The sequence below is a fragment of the Massilia yuzhufengensis genome (assembly GCF_900112225.1).
Taxonomy (GTDB): domain Bacteria; phylum Pseudomonadota; class Gammaproteobacteria; order Burkholderiales; family Burkholderiaceae_D; genus Telluria; species Telluria yuzhufengensis.
Genome location: NZ_FOLD01000001.1, coordinates 323,986 through 344,479, shown reverse-complemented (window position 1 = coordinate 344,479; position 20,494 = coordinate 323,986). Strand labels below are relative to the sequence as shown.

Sequence of the window (20,494 nt, the reverse complement as noted above, 5' to 3'; positions counted from 1 at the left end):
CCAGTCCATGTCCAACGTCCACCTGCGCAAACTGTGCATCACCCGCGGCAGCAATGCGGTCGTACGCGACCTCGACCTGCAGGTCGAACCGGGCGAATTCCTGGTGCTGCTCGGCCCTTCCGGCTGCGGCAAGTCGACCCTCTTGCACAGCATCGCCGGCCTGATCGACCTGGCCGCCGGCAGCATCGAGATCGGCGGCATCGACATGAGCCATGCCGACCCGAGCGAGCGCGGGATCGGCATGGTGTTCCAGTCGTATGCGCTGTACCCGACCATGACGGTGGAAAAGAACATGTCCTTCGGCTTGCGCATCTCGGGCGCGCCCAAGGCCGAGGTCAAGCGCCGCGTGCAGCGCGCGGCCGAGATGCTGCAGCTCGAAGCGCTGCTCGAGCGCAAGCCGGCCCAGCTCTCCGGTGGCCAGCGCCAGCGCGTGGCGATCGGGCGCGCGCTGGTGCGCGAAGCGGGGGTCTACCTGTTCGACGAGCCGCTGTCGAACCTCGACGCCAAGCTGCGCGCGGAACTGCGCCGCGAGCTCAAGCTGCTGCACGGCGCGCTCGGTTCGACCATGATCTACGTGACCCACGACCAGGCCGAGGCGATGACCCTGGCCACCCGCATCGTCGTGATGCAGGGCGGGAGCATCCAGCAGATCGGCACCCCGAGCGAAGTCTATGAACGCCCGGCCAACCGCTTCGTGGCCGGCTTCCTCGGTTCGCCGTCGATGAATTTCATTGACGGCGAAGTCGATGCGCAGCAGCGCTTCGGCGCCGGCCCCCTGGTCGCCAACCTGCCGCCCGGCCACGCGGCCACGCCGGGCGCGGTGACGCTGGCGGTGCGCCCGGAGGATATCCACCTGGCCCCGAGCGGCTCGCTGCAGGCGACGGTGACCCTGGTCGAGCCGATGGGGAACCACCAGGTCGCGTGGCTCGATTGCGGCGGCCATCCGCTGTCCTGCATCGTGCATGACCCGCGGCCGCTGGCGGCTGGCCAGGCGGTGCGCTTCGACATCGACATGGCGCGGGTGTCGCTGTTCGATCCGGCCAGCGGCAAGCGTTTGTAAAGGCCCTGCAAAGACAGGTGCCAGTGTCAGTTTAATGCAGTATGCTTCAGTGTTTTTTGAAAAACCGCTCAAGAATGAAGGATCTCCAGTGGCAACCATCAAGGACGTAGCGCGCCTCGCCGGGGTTGGCCTCGGCACCGCTTCCCGTGTCGTCAGCGGCAAGGGATCGGTGTCGCCTGCCACCCTGGAGCGGGTGCGCAAGGCGATCGACGAGCTGGGATTCCGCCCTTCGCACGCGGCGCGCGCCCTGCTGTCCGGCACCAGCCGGATGATCGGCGTCTACATCCCTGTCCTGAGCGGCACCTTCTATACCCCGATCCTGCAGATCATCGACACCGAGCTGCGCGCCGCCGGCCTGCACATGGTGGTGGCCTTCGGCGTCGGCCTGGGCGACGCGCGGCGCCAGGCGATGGAAGGCATCGAGTTCCTGATCGAGCGCGGTTGCGACGGCCTGATCATGATGACCAGCGCCCTCACCGACGACGACCTCGCCACCCTCGGCGGCAAGCAGCGCCAATTGGTCGCGCTGAACCACGAATTCACCGGCATTCCCGACCAGTGCTTCACAGTCGACCACGTGCTGGGCGGGCGCATGGCGGCGCGCACCCTGCTCGACTACAAGCACCGCGACATCGCCGTGCTCTCGGGCCCGGCGGCGCTGGCCGACAACGTGGCCCGCATCAAGGGCTTCATGGACGAACTGGAAGGCGAAGGCATCGATACCGCCAAGCTGTGGGTGGCCGAGAGCGATTTTTCGCCGGCCGGCGGCTGGGCCGCGGCCAAGGAGCTGATCGATTCGGGCCGCAGCTGCACCGCGCTGTTCTGCGCCAACGACGAGATGGCGGTGGGCGCCCTGTCCTATTTCCAGGAAGCCGGCATCAGCGTGCCGCGCGACTTGTCCGTGATCGGCTACGACGACACGCCCAGCGCGGCGTTTGCCGCCCCGCGCCTGACCTCGGTGCATATGCCGTGGCGCGAAATGACGCTCAATGGCCTCAACGCCCTGCTCAACCGCTGCTACGACCTGCAGCGCCCGGTCTCGCGCACCTTCCCGGTCAGCGTGACCCTGCGCGCCTCGCTGGCGCGGGTCGCACCCACCCGCAAGGCGAAAAAATGAAGGACGGCGCCCTGTGCGGCCTCGTCCGCCTTTTTTTTAGATTGCAAATGGAAAGCTTTCCAAATATTCTTGCGTATATCGACACGCGCGCATCCACATAAGACCAGACCATGAAAAAAGCTGACATTCCCGAGCCGGGCGCACCATCGCGCGGCGATTTTGCCCCCGACTTTTTGTGGGGCTGTGCCACCTCCTCGTACCAGATCGAAGGCGCCGCTTCCGAAGACGGCCGGGTCGAGTCGATCTGGGACCGTTTCGCCGCCACCCCGGGCAAGGTGAAGGACGGTTCCAGCGGCGCGGTCGCCTGCGACCACTACCACCGCTGGCCGGAAGACTTCGACATCGGCCGCGACATGGGCCTGAACGCCTACCGCTTCTCGATCGCCTGGCCGCGCATCTTTTCCGAGGTCGGCGGCAAGCCGAACGAAAAGGGGCTGGATTTCTATTCGCGCCTGGTGGACGGCATGCTGGAACGCGGCCTGCAGCCCTGGGCCACGCTCTACCACTGGGACCTGCCGCAATACCTGCAAGACACCGGCGGCTGGAATAACCGCGCCACCGTCGACGCCTACCTGGCCTTCGTGGATGCGATGACGCGCCGCCTGGGCGACCGCGTGCAGCACTGGATCACGCACAACGAGCCCTGGTGCACCGCTATCATCGGCAACTTCGAAGGCTGGCATGCGCCCGGCAACACCGACTTCAAGACCGCGCTGCAGGTGGCCCACCACGTGCTGCTCTCGCACGGCAAGGCGGTGCCGCTGATCCGCGCCAACGTGCCGGATGCGCAGGTCGGCATCGCCCTGAGCCTGCACCCGGTGCGCGCGGCCAGCGGCAAGCCGGAAGACATCGCCGCCGCCGCGCGCCATGACGGCCTGCGCTACCGCTGGTTCCTCGATCCGCTGTATGGGCGCGGCTACCCGCAGGCGACGCTCGAGGCCATCGGCGACGCCGCGCCAATCGTGCTGCCGGGCGACCTGGACGCCATCGCGGTGCCGACCGATTTCCTTGGCGTGAACTACTACTTCCCCGAGACCATCGAGCACGACCCGGCGCACGCGCCCCTGTCGGCGCGCGTGCTGCCGCCGGCCGAAGGCGCCGCGACCACCTACATGGGATGGGAAGTCGCGCCCGCGGGACTGGCCGAACTCCTGGCGCGCATCGAGGACGACTACCACCCGGGCCCGATGTACATCACCGAGAACGGTTCCTGCTATCCGGACCAGGTGGGCGCGGATGGCGAGATCGACGACGTCGAGCGGCGCCAATACCTGGTGAGCCACCTGGCCTCGCTCAAGTGCGCGATCCGGGACGGCGCGCCGGTGAAGGGCTACTTCGCCTGGAGCCTGCTCGACAATTTCGAATGGGCGGAAGGCTACCTGAAGCGCTTCGGGCTCACCCACATCGATTACGCGACCCAGGAACGGCGCCTGAAAAGCAGCGGCAAGTGGTACCGCTCCTTCCTGCACGGCGAATGAGATCCTACTTAGAAAGACAGCCATGACACCCATGCTCCGCAATCCAGTACTGGCGCTTGCCCTCGCCGCCGCCCTTCCCGCCAGTGCGGCGCCGATGACAGACTGGCCGCGCGTCCACAGCGCCATCGGCAAGGACGCGGCGCTCGAGCAGCGCGTGCGCGACATCGTCGGCAAGATGACGCTGGCGCAGAAGGTCGGCCAGATGACCCAGCCCGAGATCAAGAGCGCGTCGCCGGAGGACGTGAAACGCTACTACCTCGGCTCGGTGCTCAATGGCGGCGGCAGCTGGCCGAACGGGAACAAGCATGCGAATGCGGCCGAATGGCTGGCGCTGGCCCAGCGCTACCACGAAGCCTCGATGGCCACCGACATGGCGGTCAAAGTGCCGGTGGTGTGGGGAACCGATGCGGTGCATGGCCACAACAACGTCTTTGGCGCGACCCTCTTCCCGCACAATATCGGCCTGGGCGCGGCGCGCAACCCGAAGCTGCTCGAGGAAATCGGCGCAGCCACCGCGAAAGCCACCCGCGCCAGCGGCATCGCCTGGGTGTTCGGGCCGACCCTGGCCGTGGTGCGCGACGACCGCTGGGGGCGCACCTATGAAAGCTATTCCGAGAATCCGGACGTGGTGAAAAGCTATGCCGGCGCCTATGTGCGCGGCATGCAGGGCAAGCTCAAGGATGACGCCAACACCATCGCCACCGCCAAGCACTTCATCGGCGACGGCGGCACCGAACACGGCAAGGACCGTGGCGTCAACAAGTCGAGCAAGGCCCAGATGATCAACATCCACGGGGCCGGCTACTACCCTGCCCTGCAGGCCGGGGCCCAGACCGTCATGTCCTCGTTCAACTCGTGGAACGACGTCGCCGGCGGCACCAACTACGGCAAGATGCACGGCAGCCGCAGCATGCTCACCGACACCCTCAAGGGCAAGATGGGCTTCGACGGTTTCGTCGTCACCGACTGGAACGGCCACGGCGAAGTGCCGGGCTGCCGCAACGACAGCTGCGCGGCGGCGATCAATGCCGGCAACGACATGATCATGGTGCCGGACGACTGGAAGGCCTTCATCGCCAACACCATCAAGCAGGTGGAAGCGGGCGAGATCCCGATGGCGCGCATCGACGATGCGGTCAGCCGCATCATCCGCGTCAAGCTGCGCGCCGGCCTGTTCGACAAGAGTCCGGCCCAGAACGCCTACGCAGGCAAGGACGCGGCGATGAAGCCGCGCGAACTGGCGCGCCGCGCGGTGCGCGAATCGCTGGTACTGCTCAAGAACGACAACCCGGTGCTGCCGATCGCCCGCGGCAAGAAGATCCTCGTGGTGGGGAAAAGCGCGGACGACATGTCGAACCAGAGCGGCGGCTGGTCGATCACCTGGCAGGGCACGGCCAACACCAATGCCGACTTCCCGAACGGCGACACGATCCTGGCCGGCATTCGCGACGCGGCGGGCACGGACAAGGTGACGTTCAGCGTCGATGGGCAAGGCGTGGACGTGGCGGCCTTCGATGCGGTGATCGCGGTCATCGGCGAGCGCCCGTATGCGGAAGGCGACGGCGACATCGGCCCCAACGGAACCCTGCGCCACAGCGGGCGCTATCCGGAAGACCTGGCGGTCCTGCAGGCGGTGGCCGGCAAGGGCAAGCCGGTGGTCACCGTATTCGTCTCGGGCCGCCCGCTGTTCGTCAACGACCTGCTCAACCTGTCGGACGTCTTCGTGGCCGCCTGGCTGCCGGGCACCGAGGGCAAGGGCGTGTCGGACCTGCTGGTGGCCGGTGCCAAGCGCCATGCATTCAGCGGCAAGCTGCCCTTCTCGTGGCCGAAGTCCGCCTGCCAGACCGACCTGAATGTCGGCGACAAGGACTACGCGCCGCTGTTCGCCTGGGGTTACGGCCTGAAGACGGCCACCCGCTCGACAGTCGGCAAGCTGGACGCCGCCTACCCGTCCGGCGGCTGCGGTGTGAGCAATACCTTCCCGGTGTTCAGCCAGGCCGACCGCGCCAGCTTCCCGCTGCATATCCGTGCCGGATCGCAACACATGGTGCTGGGCGCCGACCTCAACTCAACCTTTACCCTGCCAGGCGTCACCGTGCAGACTTCGCAGGTCAATACCCAGCAGGACGCCAAGCTGGTGACCTGGACCGGTCCGGCCACGCTGGAGGCGCGCGGCGCGCGTCCGATGGTGCTGCCGGCGGCGGCCAGCACCAACGCGGCGCTGCGCTTCGACACCATCGTCACCGGCGCACCGGCCGGCAAGGTCAGCATGGGCATGGGCGCCGGCACGCTCGACGCCACCGCGCTGTTCCAGCGCCTGGCCGGCAAGGGCAAGCAGACCGTCAAGATCCCGCTCGCCTGCTTCCAGGCCAGGGGCACTGACCTGGCGAAGGTCGATGCACCATTCCAGATCACTAGCGACGCCGCCTTTGCCGCCGCCTTCACCAGCATCGAGATCGCCGGCGGCGCCGCCGTGGAACCGGACGCCGTGCGCTGCGAGGACCTGCGATGAGCCAGGAACTGCGGCTGCTGGCCGACATCGGCGGCACCAATGCCCGCTTCGCACTGGAGTCGGCGAGCGCCGGCCTGGCCGATATCGACGTGCTGGCCTGCGCCGATTACCCGACCCTGGGCGCGGCGATGCAGGCCTACCTTGGCCAGGCGGCCGCGCGCGGCTGCGCGGTGCAGGGCCTGCGCCACGCGGCGATCGCGATCGCCAACCCGGTGGAGGAAGACCGGGTCAGCATGACCAACCACCACTGGAGCTTTTCGATCGAGGAGTTGCGGGTGCAGCAGGGATTGGCGACGCTGCTGGTAGTGAACGATTTCGCCGCGCTGGCGATGTCGCTGCCCCACCTGGGGCTCGATGGCCGCGAGCGGATCGGCGGCGGCATCGAACTGCCCAACCGCCCCATCGGCCTGATCGGGCCCGGCACCGGCCTGGGCGTCTCGGGTGTGATCCCGGCCGGCGGGCGCTGGATCGCGCTGGCGGGCGAAGGGGGCCACGTGAGCTTCGCCCCGTCCAGCAAGGAAGAAGTGGCGATCCTGGAAGCCTTGTGGGGCGAGTACGGCCACGTGTCGGCCGAGCGCCTGCTGTCGGGCATGGGGCTGGAGCTGATCCATTGGGCCCGTACCGGCAAGCGCCTCGAGGCGCCGGCCATCACCGGCGCGGCGCTGGCCGGGAGCTCGGCCGACTGCCTTCGCACCGTCGAAGCATTCTGCGCTATCCTTGGCAGCGTGGCCGGCAACGTCGCGCTCACGCTGGGCGCGACCGGCGGCATGTATATCGGGGGCGGCATCGCGCCGCGCCTGGGCAAGCTGTTCACCGGATCGGCCTTCCGCGAACGCTTCGAGGACAAGGGACGCCTGGGCCCCTACCTCGCGCGCATCCCGACTTACCTGATCACCGAGCAATACCCGGCGCTGCGTGGCGTATCCGCCATGCTGTCGGATCATGTCGCAGCACTGCATTAACAATACGGAGACCCCATGCAGAACACAGCACCGAAACCCACGGCAGCCGCCGCGTCGCCTTCGGCGGCGCAGGCTACGCCGGGCGAGCATACCCAGCACACCAGTGCGCTCGTCATCGTCACCATCCTGTTCTTCATGTGGGGCCTGCTCACGTCGCTCAACGACGTGCTGATCCCGCACCTGAAGTCGATCTACACCCTCACCTACCTGCAGGCGATGCTGGTGCAGTTCTGCTTCTTCGGCGCCTATTTCATCGTGTCGCTGCCGGCCGGGATGCTGATCAAGAAGATCGGCTACCAGAACGGCGCCGTGACGGGCCTCATGATCGCGGCCGCCGGCTGCGCGCTGTTCTACCCGGCCTCGAAAGGCGGTTACGGCCTGTTCCTGTTCGCCTTCTTCGTGCTGGCCAGCGGCATCACCATCCTGCAGGTGGCGGCCAACCCCTACGTGACCGTGCTCGGGCCGGCGCCGACGGCGTCCAGCCGCCTCACCCTCACCCAGGCCTTCAATTCGCTCGGCACCACGGTGGCGCCGGCGCTGGGCGGCTTGCTGATCCTGTCCGCGGCAGCGGTGGGCGCGGACCAGCTGGCGGCCATGTCGGCCGCCGAGCAGGCCGCGCACAAGGCGCAGGAAGCGGCCGCGGTGCAGGGCCCTTACCTGGCCCTGGCGGCGGCGCTGGCGATCCTGGCGGTGCTGTTCGCGGTGGCCAAGCTGCCGAAGCTCGACCACGCCGACGACGGCAAGCCGGCCCTCGACGGCAAGGGCGGCGCGATGGCCTATCGCCACCTGGTGCTGGGCGCAGTCGCGATCTTCCTGTATGTGGGCGCCGAGGTGAGCATCGGCAGCTTCCTGATCAACTTCCTCGGCGAGGGCAATATCGCTGGCCTGAGCCACGCGGACGCGGCGCAGTACGTCAGCCTGTACTGGGGCGGCGCGCTGGTGGGCCGTTTCATCGGCTTCGCCGTGATGCGCTACATCAGCCCGGGCAAGACCCTGGCCTTCAATGCCCTCGGTTCGATCCTGCTGGTGCTGCTGGCGACCTTCAGCGAAGGCCAGCTGGCGATGTGGGCGATCATCGCGGTCGGCCTGTGCAATTCGATCATGTTCCCGACCATCTTCAGCCTCGCGCTGCACGGCCTGGGCAAGTTCACCGGCCAAGGTTCGGGCATCCTGTGCATGGCGATCGTGGGCGGCGCCGTGGTGCCCTTCATCCAGGGCATGTTTGCCGACACCATCGGCCTGCAGCCATCCTTCCTGGTGCCTGCCGTGTGCTACCTGTTCATCCTGTACTACGGCGTGAAGTATGTGAACCTGCACAAGCAGCCGGTCGCCACGGCCTGATTTCCTGACCGTTTGGTAAAAAAATGCCCGCTTCATCGCGGGCATTTTTTATTGCGGACTCACTCCAGGCCACGCCACCACGGCGCGCCGGCATGCGGCTGTGCGAGCCGCAGCGGCTCGCCCATTTCCGGCGTCGTCAGCAGCGCGCCTTTTGCCGCCGCCAAGGCAGAGATGCGCTCAAGCGGGTCCTGCCAGCGGTGCAGGGCCAGGTCGAAGGTGCCGTTGTGGACCGGCAGCAGCCACTTGCCCTTCAGGTCGAGGAAGGCCTGCAGGGTTTCTTCCGGCTGCATGTGCACGTCCGGCCACTGCGGGTCGTAGGCGCCGGTTTCCACCATCGCGACATCAAACGGGCCGAAGCGTTCGCCGATCTCCTTGAAGCCGGTGAAATAGCCACTGTCGCCGCTGAAGAACAGGCGCAGGTCCTGGTGCAGGATCACCCAGGACGCCCACAGCGTGGTGTCGCGGTCGGCCAATGTGCGGCCCGAGAAGTGCTGGGCCGGCGTGGCGACGAAACGCACACCATCGATACGCGCTTCCTGCCACCAGTCGAACTGGCGCACCTTGGCCGCGTCCACGCCCCACGCCACCAGCCGGTCGCCCACGCCCAGCGGGGTAAGGAAGTGCTCGGTCTTGGCGGCCAGCGCCTTGATGGCGGCGAAATCGAGGTGGTCGTAATGGTCGTGCGACAGGATGACGGCCTTGATCGGCGGGAGTTCCTCGATGCTGATCGGCGGCGCATGGAAGCGCTTGGGGCCGGCCCACTGCACTGGCGAAGCGCGCTCGGAAAACACCGGGTCGGTCAGGTAGAAGGCGCCGCCCAGCTTCACCAGCATGGTCGAGTGGCCGAGGCGGTACAGGGTGTTGTCGGGCGCGGCCAGCAGGGCGGCCCGGGTCAACGCACGCACCGGGATCGCCTCCTTCGGCATGGTGCCGGCCGGCTTGTTGAGCATGGCGTTCCACCACAGGCTGGCCATTTCGCCGATGCTGTAGTCGCGCATCTTGATCGCGTTGCGGAATTTGCCGTCCAGGAAATGGGGCGAAGCGTCGCGGTGCGGCGCAGCGGTAGCGGTAGCGGTAGCGGTAGCGGTAGCGGTAGCGGTAGCGGTAGCGGTAGCGGTAGCGGTAGCGGTAGCGGTAGCGGTAGCGAGGGTGCAGTAGGCCATGATGGAGACGACTCCCAGAAGTAGCGTGACGAACAGAATGCGCATGAATAACCTGACATGAACGGCAAAAGTACACTACACAGTGTAGTTTCTATTTTGGAGAAAGTAAACTGGTGGGTGTAAAATTAATGGATGAACGCTCCCCGCCTCACCGACCGCAAGCGCAACGCCATCGTCACCGCCGCCGCCGGCGAATTCCGGGCGAACGGCTTCGACGCCACCAGCATGGACCGGATCGCCCTGGTGGCGGAAGTGTCGAAACGTACGGTCTATAACCACTTCCCCAGCAAGGAAGAGCTGTTTGCGGAAACCATCGTGCAGCTGTTCGAGAGCAGCGCGGCGCTGATGGAACTGCCCTACCGCAGCGACCTTGGCCTGCGCGAGCAGCTCACGGAACTGGTGCGCCTCAAGCTGCGCACCCTGGAGGACCGCGATTTCCTGGATCTCGCGCGGGTGGCGATCTCGGAAGCGATCCACGCGCCGGAGCGCGCGCTGCCGATTTTTGCGCGCCTGAACGAGCGCGAGGAAGGGGTGACTGCCTGGATCCGGGCGGCCCAGGCCGATGGCAGGCTGAAGGCCGGCGACCCGGCTTTCGCTGCGACGATGCTGCAGGGGCAGATCAAGGCTTTCGCCTTCTGGCCCCAGGTAGCGATGGGCGCCGCCCCGCTGGCGCCGGCCCAGCAGGCGCCGGTGATCGAGGCGGCGGTGTCGATGTTCCTGGCTTACTTCGGCGCCGAGCAGTAACGCTCGACATAAGCCTGGTGCGCGGGCAGCTGCGCCACCGTCTTGTCGACCTGCCCCTTGATCGCGCCGAGGAAATGCGACAGCTCGGCGTCGCCCATCAGGTCGGCGGTCTGGTGGTGCTGCAGCGGCATGATGCCCTGCCCCAGCATCACCTGGATCCAGGAATTTTCGGCAAACAGCTCGTTGGGCACGCGGAACACGCGGCCGGTTTGGCGGAAGAGGTCAATGCGGTGCTGCAGCGACACCGGGACCTGCATCTCGCGCGCGTCGCGCCAGTAGGGATCGAGCCGGTTGTTGACCTTGTAGTGCAGGATGATGAAGTCGCGGATGTGTTCGATCTCGGTCGCGGCCTGGCGGTTGTATTCCTCGACGTCGGTCTGGGCGATGCCATTGGCCGGGAACATCTGCATCAGGCGCACGATGCCGCGCTGGATCAGGTGGATGCTGGTCGATTCGATCGGCTCCAGGAAGCCGCTCGACAGGCCGATCGCCACGCAATTGCCTTTCCAGACCTGCTCGCGCTGGCCGGGCGTGAACTTGATGACGCGCGGTTTCATCAAGGGCTCGCCCACGATGTTGGCCTGCAGCGCTGCAATCGCTTCGTCTTGCTCCACGTAGCGGCTCGAGAACACGATGCCATTGCCGACCCGGTGCTGCAGCGGGATGCGCCATTGCCAGCCGAAGGCGTGCGCGATCGAACGCGTGAGCGGCACCGCGTCGCCGGCGGACGCCGTCTGCAGCGCGGCCGCACAGTCGTTGAACAGCCATTGCGACCAGTCCTGGTACTTCACCTTCATCGCCTCGCCGATCAGCAGCGCGCGAAAACCCGTGCAGTCGATGAACAGGTCGCCCTCGATGTCGGCGCCGGAATCGAGCGTGATCGAGCGGATGTGGCCCGTGAGCGCACTGGTCGTGACGTCGACGATCTTGCCTTCGATGCGCTGCACGCCCAGGCGTTCGCTGAACTTGCGCAGATAGCGCGCGTAGGCGCTCGCGTCGAGGTGGTAGGCGTAGTTCATGCCATTGCGCGGCAGGTGGGCGAACTTGTTTTCTTGCGCGGCGCGCAGCTCGAGGCAGTAGTCGCCGTAGTCGCCGGCCAGGCCGCGCTCGCGGCCCTTGTGCCAGAAGTGCTGGAAGCCGGCGGTCCAATGGTCGGTGCCGGTCAGGCCGAACGAGTGGATGTAGTCCTCGTTCACGTTGCGCCAGTTCTCGAAGCTGATGCCCAGCTTGAAGGTGGCCTTGGTCTCGGCCATGAACTCCTGCTCGTTGATCTCGAGCAGGTTGTGGAAGTTCAGCAGGGTCGGGATGGTGGCCTCGCCCACGCCCACGGTGCCGATCTCGTCGGATTCGACCAGCCTGATGTCGAGCTGTTTTCCTAATACCTTCGAGATGCAGGCGGCCGCCATCCAGCCGGCGGTGCCGCCGCCAGCGATGACGACGCGGCGTACCGGCCTTCCCATTCCATTCGGTCCCTTGGTCTCCACCTGCGGTCTCCTCAGCGGTTCATTCGTTTTAACAATTGGGCCCGGATGGCGCGCACGGCGTCGCCGTCGAGCGGGCCGAGGCTGTGCCTGGCCTGCTCGGGAATATGGGCGGCCGTGCCCTCGTCGGCTTCGAAGACGTAATGGCGGAACAGCTCCTGCCAGGCCTTGCGCTGTTCAAGTGGCAGGTCGCGCACGCTCATCAATGCGTGCATCAGCGCGTTCATCGGCGTGTCCATGTAATCGGGCGACTGGCGCCACCAGTAATTCACCAGCACGTTGAATTCGCCCAGCGCCTCGATGTGGTGCCACCACATGCTGGGGATGAACAGCGCGTCGCCCGGTTCCAGTTCGGCCGCCTGGGCGTGCTCCATCGCCTGGGCGAAGCGCGGGAAGCGTTCCAGGTCGGGATCGTGGAAGTCGACCAGGCTGATGGCCTGGCCGGCCGGGGTCAGGTCGAGCGGGCCGATATACAGGTTGGCCACCTGCTGCGGTGGGAACAGGGTGAAGCGGCGGCGCCCGGCGACGACGCAGGCCAGGTTGTCCGGCAGGTCGTAATGCGCGGCGATGCGGGTGCGGTTGCCGATCCAGATGCTGCCCAGCGCGTCGCGCCCGCCCAGGTCGATGGTGTTCTCGTCGTGGAAGCCCGGCAGGCAGGTGTCGATGGTGGTGGAGCCGACGTAGATCGCCGGTTCCTTGGCGGCGCCGCGGTAGCGCTCCAGCTCCGACAGCACCCTGTCGAGCCGCACCCGCACCGGGGCGAAGTTGAAGCCGCTCAGGTCTTCATTGTAGAAGAAGCGCCCACCCGTCTCGGGCGTGCCGAGCATGGCGGTGACGGTGGCGTCGCGGTAGAAGCGGCGCAGGTAGGCGTCGGCCGCACCGGTGGACGCGCGCGCGGCGGCCACCGCCGGCCAGTGCGCCAGCAGGCCGCGCAGCACCAACGGCTCGGTGGACTCGAGGATGCCAGGGCCGAGGTCACGCGGCGTGAGGCCGGTGAGCTCGCGGATTTCTTTAGGTGCGGGCAGCATGGCGCAGGTTCTTGCGGTCGATCAGCGCGCGGAAGTTCGACAGCGAGGCCAGCTGGAAGTAGATCGGCGCCAGGTAGCCGGCCTTGTGCAGGCTGTCGATCGCTGGCGCATCCAGCGCGGCCAGGCGTTCTTCGTTGATGGTGTAGAAGCCGGCCAGGCGGTGCTGGGCGCCGTCGTCGAGTTCGATGTCGAGCGAGAAGCCTTCGACCAGCTCGTGCTGGGCCAGCGCCGCCATGAAGCCCGCGTTCGACTGCATGCCTTCGTGGATGGCCAGCAGGATCGAATTGATGTTCTCGAGGTAGGGCGACATGCCGCCATGCGGCAGGAAGATCGCCTCGCCCTCGCCCTCGCCCACGCGCGGGCTGTCCAGGTCGATGTGGATCATCAGCTCCTCGCCATGCTGCCCGATCAGGAAGGGCTGGCGGTCGACCATCAGCGGGATGGTGGCGGCGTCCCAGCCATCGGCTTGCAGGAACAGGTTTTCGCCGGCCTCGAAGCCGAGCAGCACGATCGGCTCGAGGGCGTCGCCCTCGCCGGTCTTGCTGAAGACGATCGGGTAATGCGCCTGCAGCAGGCGGAATTCGGCCGGGAAGGTCGGCACGTAGGCCACTTCGTCGGCCAGGCCGTGGCCGTGGCGGGTAATCACGCGCAGGTCTTTGTGATCGATGTTATTGAGCAGTACTGGGTTGGCCATGCTTGATCTCTTTTATTCGGTGGTGGTTCAGTGCTTGGGCAGCCCATGGCGCACGATGTGGGCGATGAGTGCGCGGTTGTCCGGCAGTGCGGGCAGCATCCTGCGGGTCAGGTCGGCGGCCTGGCGGAAGAAGCCGTCGGCGGTGTCGCCGTCGCTCTCCCCCACCCGCGGCCGCCGGGCCAGGCCCGGTTCGGGACGAAAGCCCATGCCATACAAAATATACTGGTAGCTCGCGGCCGGGAAGACTTCCTGGATGCGGCTGAAATCGTGACGCGAAGGCGGGCGGTGGGTCCACAGCGCCAGCATGTCCGCCAGGCGCTGCGGGATGGTCTCGCTGCGGCGGTTGTCGCGCCAGTAGTCGCTGTCCTCGCGCCGGCTCAGCACATAGTGCAGCTTGAGGAAGTCGATCACCCGCTCCCAGCGGTAGGTGAAGGTCTCGTTGAAGCGGCGCGCGCTGATGTCCATCTGGGCGCGCGTAACGGGCATCTCGTCGGCCAGCATCGCGGCCGACAATTCGACCATCGCCAGCGCCGAGGCCTCCAGGGGCTCGATGAAGCCGGCGGACAGCCCGATGGCCACGCAGTTGCGGTGCCAGAATTGTTCGCGGTAGCCGGGGTGGAAGGACAGCTTGCGCGGCGGCGGGATGTCGCCTGGACCGCCGGTGGCGCGGATGTAGGCGCGCAGCGCCAGCTCGGCCTGTTCGTCGCTGGTATGCGCGCTCGAGTACACGTGGCCGATGCCGCGCCGGGCCGGCAGGCCGATGTCCCAGATCCAGCCGGCTGCCTGCGCGGTGGAGCTGGTTTGCGAGGCGATCGGGTCATGTTCGTTCGCATAGGGCACCTGCACCGCCAGCGCGCTGTCGTTGAACAGCACCCCGCGTTGCGACAGGAAGGGCACGCCGTAGTGCTGCCCCAGCAGCAGCGACTGCATGCCGCTGCAGTCGACGAACAGGTCGCCCGCCAGCGCGCCGTGCGCCTTGGTGTGCAGGGCCGCGATGTCGCCGTTGTCGTGCGAGGCGATGCCGGTGACGTGGTCGGGCACGAAGTGCACGCCCAGCTGTTCCAGGCAGTGCTTCTTGAGGAAGCTGCCGAACTTGCCGGCGTCGAGGTGGTAGCCGTAGTTGGCCACCGCCGCGAATTCGGGCGTCATCGCCTGCTTGGGTGCGCGGCCCTGCACGCACAGGTGCGGCTGGTAGCTGGCCATGTCGGCGAAGGGAACGTGGCTGTGGCGTTCGAGCCAGCGCCCGGCCAGATCGGCGTCGCCCCAGCCCTGGGGCAGCACGAAGGGATGGAAGTACACATCGTCGGCGGCGCCCGTGACCCAGCCGTTGAAGCGCGAGCCCTGCTTGAAGGCGGCGTCGCATTCGCGAAAGAACGCCGACTCGGACAGGCCGGCCGCGCGCAGGGTGTCGCGCATGGTGGGCCAGGTGCCTTCGCCGACGCCGATGGTGGGCACGTCGGGCGATTCGACCAGGGTCACGCGCGCGCCGCCGCGTTCCTGCGTTTCGAGGCTGGAGGCCAGCACGGCGGCCGTGAGCCAGCCGGCCGAGCCTCCACCGACGATGACGACATGCCTGATGGCGCTACTGACCATGTTGGGTTTCCATAGAACGAATGCGGGCCAAGTCTAACCTGAAAAGGCCGCGGCGGGGCCGCGGCCTTTGACGCTTTCCACGGGCGTGGAAAGGCGGTCAGAACTTGTAGCGGGCGGCCAGCATGTAGCGTGGACCCGACTGCTCGACGTACAGCAGGTTGCGCTCCGTGCGGCCGTGGATGCGCTTGATTTCGTCGGTCAGGTTGATGCCCTCGAACTGCAGCGACAGGTTCTTGCTGATGTTGTAGCCGATGCTCAGGTCGAGCTGTCCGTAGGCTTCGACATAGTTCGGGTTCGGACCCGAGCCGTCGAAGGTCGAGGACAGGAACTTGTCGCGCCAGTTATAGGCCGCGCGCACGTTCCACTTGTCGTTCTCGAAGATACCCACCAGGTTGGCCGAATCGCTCATGCCGACCAGCGCGAACTGCTCGCCGATGCTGGCGTTGTTGTACGCCAGGCCCGAATCGACCTTGGTGTAGTTGGCCGAAACGCCGAAGCCGCTGTTGCCGAACATGTGCTGGACATTGAGTTCCAGGCCACGCAGGCGCGCCGCTTTCTGGTTCGAGTAGCTGGTGATCTGGAAGTTGGCGATCGGGTCGTTCGGCTGGCCGATGATGGTGCCGGTCGCATTGCCGGTCGCGTCGTCGGTGCCGCGGGTGACGCCGGGGCGGCCGTTGAAGTTGCGCAGAATGTAGTTGCGGATGCAGGTCAGGTCGGTCGCGACGCAGCCCGCGCCCACCGCGGCGTTCCAGTAGGCGCCGCCCACCGGGGTGCGCAGGCCGAAGGGCTGGGCCACCACTTGCGACTGGCCGGCGTAGTTCTCGAGGCTCTTGCGGAAGTGGCCGAGCGAGACGAAGCTCGATTTCCCGTAGTACCACTCGTAGGCCAGGTCGATGTTCTTCGACTTGACCGGCAGCAGGCCCGGATTGCCCTGGCGGCCGGTGCCGCCCTGCACGCGCGCCAGGGTATCGAGCACCTGGCCGCCGGTGAGCTGGTCGTAGCGCGGACGGCCGATGGTTTCGCCGTAGCTGAAGCGGCCCTTCATGTCCGAGCGCAGCTCGATGTCCGCATCGAAGCTTGGCAGCACGTGGTGGTACTTGCCAGTCAAGGTGGTGAAGGACGGCGTGCCGAAGGCCACCGGGAATTCGTTCTGCGAGACCCAGCTGATGGTGGTGGCGATCGGCACCAGCGCGGTCGAGGTGACGTCGGTCTTCTCGTAGCGCACACCGACCGAGGTGTGGATCGGCAGCGCGGTATCCCAGTCGGTATTGAACTGCAGGTACAGGCTCTTCGATTTTTCGCGGGTGCGCTGGTCGGTGTCGTAGGTGGTCTTCGGCAGGTACAGGTTAGGCAGGCCCGAGGCCTTGGCCGCGGCCTGGCGCACCTGGTCGAAGTTGAAGGTGTAGAAGGTGTTGAACAGGGCCGGGTTGTCGCTGCCGTCGATGTTGTCGAAGTACTGGCGCAGGCTCTCCTGGTGGAACAGGCTGGCCGGGTAGTCGGACGGTACGGTGGCGCCGCCCCAGGTGTCGCGCTGCTGCACCGAGAAGGCCGAGCGGTTGTTCACGTCGGTGCTGGCCAGGCCGAACTTGAGCTCGGACGCTTCCAGCAGCTTCCAGCTGCCGTGCACCTGGGCCTGTTCGATCTCGCTCTTCACGTAGCCGTTCTCGAACACCGAGCCGGTGACCTGCTGCGGGGCGCGCGCGAAGTCGGCGCCGGCGATGCTCAGCACCGGGAAGTCCTTCGAGAAGTCGACGCCGGTGTCGCCGCGGCTGAAGCTGGCGGTGCCCAGGGTGTTGCTGGAGCCGAAGGGGCTGTCCGGCTTCGATTCGGCGGTCGACTTGTGCACGTCGAGTTCGAGGCGGATGTCGCTGTTCACGCGCCACGCGGTGTTAAAGCCCAGCGACTTGTTCTGGGTCTTGGTCGCGAAGTCGGCGGCGCCCATGGCGATATCGCTGTTGGCGGTCGGGATCTGCTCGGTGTAGGTCAGCGGGCCGGCGATCGGGCCGCCGGTCCAGGTGCTGGTGGACGGGCCGAAGTTGAACCAGGCCGAGATGTCGTTGCGGCGGGTCTGGATCTTGTTTTCCGAGTAGGTGTAGTCCAGGGTGGTGGTCAGCGCCTTGGTCGGTGCGAACTGGAAGGTCAGCTGGCCGTTGGTGCGCTGGCGCTGGATCCCGCTCATGTTGTAGTTCAGGTTTTGCGGCACCTGGTACAGGGTGCTGCCTTGCGGGCGGTTGCCGGCGGTGCCTGCCGGGATGGTGCCCCAGTTGTTCTCGTCGCCGCGGAACGGGCCCTTCCAGCCATTCGAGACGGCGGCCTGGTTGTAGCCCAGGTTGCGTTCCTGATAGCTGCCGGTCAGGGCGATACCGAACTTGCCGTCGCCAAAGGTGTTGCTGTACAGGCCAGAGATTTCTGGGGTGACCTTGTCGCCGCGCTTGACGTCGCCCGGCAGGTTCTCGGCCGACTTGTCGTACACGCCCTTGACGCCGACCGTGGCCTGCAGGCCCGGACGCGCCAGCGGACGCGCGGTCAGCACGTTGATGGTGGCGCCGATGCCGCCGGTCGGAGTTTCGGCGCGCGCCGATTTGTACACCTGCAGCTGGGACACGCCTTCCGAGGCGATGTTGGCGAAGTCATAGCCGCGGCCCGGGCGGTCGCCCAGGCTCGAGGTCGGCATCTGGCGGCCATTGAGCAGCACCAGGTTGAAGTCGGGACCGACGCCGCGCACGGTGACTTTCGAGCCTTCGCCGATGCTGCGGTCGATCGACACCCCGCTGATGCGCTGCAGCGACTCGGCCAGGTTGGTATCCGGGAATTTGCCGATGTCTTCGGCGACGATGCCGTCGACGAAGCCCTGCGCGTTGCGCTTGAGGTTCATCGACGATTCGAGGCTGGCGCGCAGGCCGGTCACGACGACGGTCTGGACGCCGGCCGGCGACGATGGGCTGGTCGCTTCCTGCGCTGCCTGCTCGCTGGTGGCGGCAGCGCCCGGGGTGGAAGCGACTTCCTGGGCATGGGCCGGCATGAATGCCGCGCATGCGCTGGCGACTGCCAGGCTCATCAACGTCTGTCTAGCCTTGGGGTAATACATGGTGCTCTCCTGTTTTTTTAAATTTTGACCGTCACCCACCAACGGTGTCTCCACTACCACTGCCGGCCCCAACCATCGCTGCACGCTGCCGGCGCTCATGCTGTCGTCCTGCTTCCTCCCCCGCTCCGGCGCCGCTTCGCCACCGTGCCGGCTGCTGCCAGGCTGGTCGGCGAGAGCCGCGTTGTTCGAGCGCGCTTTCCGGGGCATGGAAACGTTTCCATGCGAGTTGTCTGAATATTAGGGTTGGAAAAAAAAATTGTCAACGGAATATTCCGTGTCGGTAGGCGGTCCACTGCGGCTGTTTTGCAACACCCCAGCTGGCGACAGGGGATAAATGGCGGCGGGTCCGTGCGGCGCGCGCCGCGACGCCGCAATTGACACGCCAAACACCTCGGTGCACTATTGCGCAGACGACAATGGGAACGTTTCCAAATACTGGCCAGGCAAAGGAGCATATGGAGCGATGTGGACACCCGAACGCGCTGCACCACCGCCGGCGCGTCCTTGCCGTGCTGGCCGTGTGCGCCGGCCTGGCGGGCGGCGGACCGGCCTTCGCGGCTGATGCGGGCCCGGCCTTCGCATGGCCGCACGGCGCCCGGGCGGCGGTCAGCCTGGCCTACGACGACGCCCTCGATTCGCAGCTCGACCATGCCATCCCCACCCTCGACAAGTACGGACTCAAGGGCAGTTTCTACCTGCAGATGTCGAACCCGTCGGTCGCGCTGCGGATGGAACACTGGCGCGCGGCGGCGCGCCGTGGACACGAACTGGGCAACCACAGCCTGTTCCACCAATGCGCGCGCAGCAAACCCGGGCGCGACTGGGTCGCGCCGCACCGCAACCTCGACACCACCAGCGTCGAGCAGATGCGCGACCAGGTGCTGCTGGCCAATACGATGCTGGCGGCCATCGACGGGCGCCAGGAGCGCACCTATACCCTGCCCTGTGGCGATACCCTGGCCGGCGGGCGTGACTATCTGCCTGCGGTGCGCGCGGCGTTTGTCGCGGTGAAGGTCGGCGGCGGGACCGGCGTGATCGATGCGATGGCCACGCTCGATCCGCTGGCGGTGCCGGTCGCGGCGCCGGAAGGCAGCAGCGGCGCCGCGCTGATCGCCATCGTGCGCCAGGCCGCGCAGCGCGGCACGATGGTCAATTTTACGTTTCACGGCATCGGCGGCGATTACCTGACGGTGTCCTCGCAGGCCCATGAAGAACTGGTCCGCTTCCTGGCCGACAACCGCCAGCTGGTGTGGACCGATACCTTCCTCAACATCATGCAACACGTCAGGCGGGAACAGGCACGCCTGCCTGCCGCGCGCTGACGCCACAAGGAGACGTATGACACCCGCCCGTATTGTCCTCGCGCTGCTCGCGCTCGCTTCCCTGGCGGCCTGCGCCACCCCGCCAGCCGCCGTGCCCCCCGCCGTTACCATCCCTGCCGGCTGGACGCTGGCCTGGAGCGACGAATTCGATGGCGCCCGGCTCGACCCCGGCAAGTGGGTCGCGGAAACCGGCGGCCACGGCTGGGGCAACAAGGAGCTGCAGCATTACACGGGCCGGCCGGAGAACCTGCGGCTGGAGGATGGCAAGCTGGTGATCGAGGCGCGCCGCGAACGCTACGAGGGCAGCGACTACACGTCGGCGCGGATCAAGACGGCCGGCCTGATGGAACAGCTGCACGGCCGTTTCGAGGCGCGCATCAAGGTGCCGAAGGGACAGGGCATCTGGCCGGCCTTCTGGATGCTGGGCGCCGCCATCGAGAAGCAGGGGTGGCCGCGCGGCGGCGAGATCGACATCATGGAGAACATCGGCAAGGAGCCGGCGATCGTGCATGGCACGCTGCACGGGCCGGGCTACTCGGGCGACAAGGCCTTCAGCGGGCAGTCGCCGCTGGCGACCGGCATCTATGCCGACGACTACCATGTATATGCGGTGGAGTGGGAGCGCGGCGAGATCCGCTGGTACCGCGATGGCATCCTGTACCACACGGCGCGCCCCGACCTGGTCAAGGGCGACTGGGTCTTCGAGCAACCCTTCTTCGTGCTGCTGAACCTGGCCGTCGGCGGCCTCTGGCCCGGCTATCCGGACAGCAGCACGGTGCTGCCGCAGCGGATGCTGGTGGACTATGTGCGCGTGTACCGGCGCGCCGCGCCTGCGCTCTGAGCCGCTGCGCCGCCCGGGCCGGCGCCATGCCGGCTTTTCTACGCTCCAGGGCGCGGATTGCGCAGTTCAT

General features: G+C 66.8%; 15 protein-coding genes. 9 read left to right on the top strand and 6 right to left on the bottom strand.

Features of this window, described 5'->3' with window-relative positions; all coding sequences use genetic code 11:
• The first annotated feature begins 7 nt into the window (after nucleotides 1-7).
• The 6 genes from BM031_RS01500 (at nucleotide 8) to fucP (ending at nucleotide 8,470) form a co-directional block, all read left to right on the top strand.
• The gene (locus tag BM031_RS01500; RefSeq protein ID WP_091870142.1) at nucleotides 8-1,060 is read left to right on the top strand and encodes an ABC transporter ATP-binding protein; all 1,053 of its coding nucleotides are present in this window, start codon (nucleotides 8-10) and stop codon (nucleotides 1,058-1,060) included.
• Between the two features lie 88 nt (nucleotides 1,061-1,148).
• On the top strand, nucleotides 1,149-2,177 hold the full coding sequence (locus BM031_RS01495; protein WP_091870139.1) for a LacI family DNA-binding transcriptional regulator: 1,029 nt from the start codon (nucleotides 1,149-1,151) through the stop codon (nucleotides 2,175-2,177).
• Between the two features lie 110 nt (nucleotides 2,178-2,287).
• Complete coding sequence (locus BM031_RS01490) at nucleotides 2,288-3,655, top strand: GH1 family beta-glucosidase (RefSeq protein ID WP_091870136.1); 1,368 nt, start codon at nucleotides 2,288-2,290, stop codon at nucleotides 3,653-3,655.
• A gap of 22 nt (nucleotides 3,656-3,677) precedes the next feature.
• Complete coding sequence (locus tag BM031_RS01485) at nucleotides 3,678-6,167, top strand: glycoside hydrolase family 3 protein (protein ID WP_091870133.1); 2,490 nt, start codon at nucleotides 3,678-3,680, stop codon at nucleotides 6,165-6,167.
• Complete coding sequence (locus tag BM031_RS01480) at nucleotides 6,164-7,129, top strand: glucokinase (protein ID WP_091870131.1); 966 nt, start codon at nucleotides 6,164-6,166, stop codon at nucleotides 7,127-7,129. The genes BM031_RS01485 and BM031_RS01480 overlap by 4 nt, the downstream gene beginning before the upstream one ends.
• Before the next feature lie 15 nt (nucleotides 7,130-7,144).
• Nucleotides 7,145-8,470: an L-fucose:H+ symporter permease gene (gene fucP, locus BM031_RS01475; RefSeq protein ID WP_091870128.1), complete on the top strand. Its 1,326-nt coding sequence runs from the start codon at nucleotides 7,145-7,147 to the stop codon at nucleotides 8,468-8,470.
• A 59-nt stretch (nucleotides 8,471-8,529) separates the two neighbouring features.
• Here the strand turns inward: fucP and BM031_RS01470 are convergent, their stop codons facing one another.
• Nucleotides 8,530-9,678 (bottom strand): MBL fold metallo-hydrolase, encoded by a 1,149-nt coding sequence (locus BM031_RS01470; protein WP_229408378.1) that lies wholly within the window; start codon nucleotides 9,676-9,678, stop codon nucleotides 8,530-8,532.
• Between the two features lie 87 nt (nucleotides 9,679-9,765).
• On the opposite strand from BM031_RS01470, the gene BM031_RS01465 reads away from it, so the two are divergent.
• On the top strand, nucleotides 9,766-10,377 hold the full coding sequence (locus BM031_RS01465) for a TetR/AcrR family transcriptional regulator (RefSeq protein ID WP_091870123.1): 612 nt from the start codon (nucleotides 9,766-9,768) through the stop codon (nucleotides 10,375-10,377).
• On the opposite strand, the gene BM031_RS01460 is transcribed toward BM031_RS01465, so the two are convergent.
• The 5 genes from BM031_RS01460 to BM031_RS01440 form a co-directional block, all read right to left on the bottom strand.
• Nucleotides 10,356-11,837, bottom strand: coding sequence for a tryptophan halogenase family protein (locus BM031_RS01460; protein ID WP_091870120.1), 1,482 nt, complete (start codon nucleotides 11,835-11,837; stop codon nucleotides 10,356-10,358). The genes BM031_RS01465 and BM031_RS01460 overlap by 22 nt on opposite strands.
• A 35-nt stretch (nucleotides 11,838-11,872) precedes the next feature.
• Complete coding sequence (locus BM031_RS01455; RefSeq protein ID WP_091870118.1) at nucleotides 11,873-12,886, bottom strand: cupin-like domain-containing protein; 1,014 nt, start codon at nucleotides 12,884-12,886, stop codon at nucleotides 11,873-11,875.
• Nucleotides 12,870-13,580 carry a SapC family protein gene (locus BM031_RS01450; RefSeq protein WP_091870115.1) on the bottom strand — a complete coding sequence of 237 codons (711 nt, stop codon included), beginning with the start codon at nucleotides 13,578-13,580 and terminating at the stop codon, nucleotides 12,870-12,872. The genes BM031_RS01455 and BM031_RS01450 overlap by 17 nt, the downstream gene beginning before the upstream one ends.
• A 27-nt stretch (nucleotides 13,581-13,607) precedes the next feature.
• Nucleotides 13,608-15,173 carry a tryptophan halogenase family protein gene (locus BM031_RS01445; RefSeq protein WP_091870113.1) on the bottom strand — a complete coding sequence of 522 codons (1,566 nt, stop codon included), beginning with the start codon at nucleotides 15,171-15,173 and terminating at the stop codon, nucleotides 13,608-13,610.
• 97 nt (nucleotides 15,174-15,270) lie between these two features.
• Nucleotides 15,271-18,231, bottom strand: coding sequence for a TonB-dependent receptor (locus BM031_RS01440; protein WP_229408376.1), 2,961 nt, complete (start codon nucleotides 18,229-18,231; stop codon nucleotides 15,271-15,273).
• A 485-nt stretch (nucleotides 18,232-18,716) separates the two neighbouring features.
• On the opposite strand from BM031_RS01440, the gene BM031_RS01435 reads away from it, so the two are divergent.
• Both BM031_RS01435 and BM031_RS01430 read left to right on the top strand, forming a co-directional pair.
• The gene (locus BM031_RS01435; RefSeq protein ID WP_091870107.1) at nucleotides 18,717-19,583 is read left to right on the top strand and encodes a polysaccharide deacetylase family protein; all 867 of its coding nucleotides are present in this window, start codon (nucleotides 18,717-18,719) and stop codon (nucleotides 19,581-19,583) included.
• Between the two features lie 16 nt (nucleotides 19,584-19,599).
• Nucleotides 19,600-20,424, top strand: a complete 825-nt coding sequence (locus BM031_RS01430; RefSeq protein ID WP_091870105.1) for a glycoside hydrolase family 16 protein — start codon at nucleotides 19,600-19,602, stop codon at nucleotides 20,422-20,424.
• The last annotated feature ends 70 nt before the right edge of the window (nucleotides 20,425-20,494 follow it).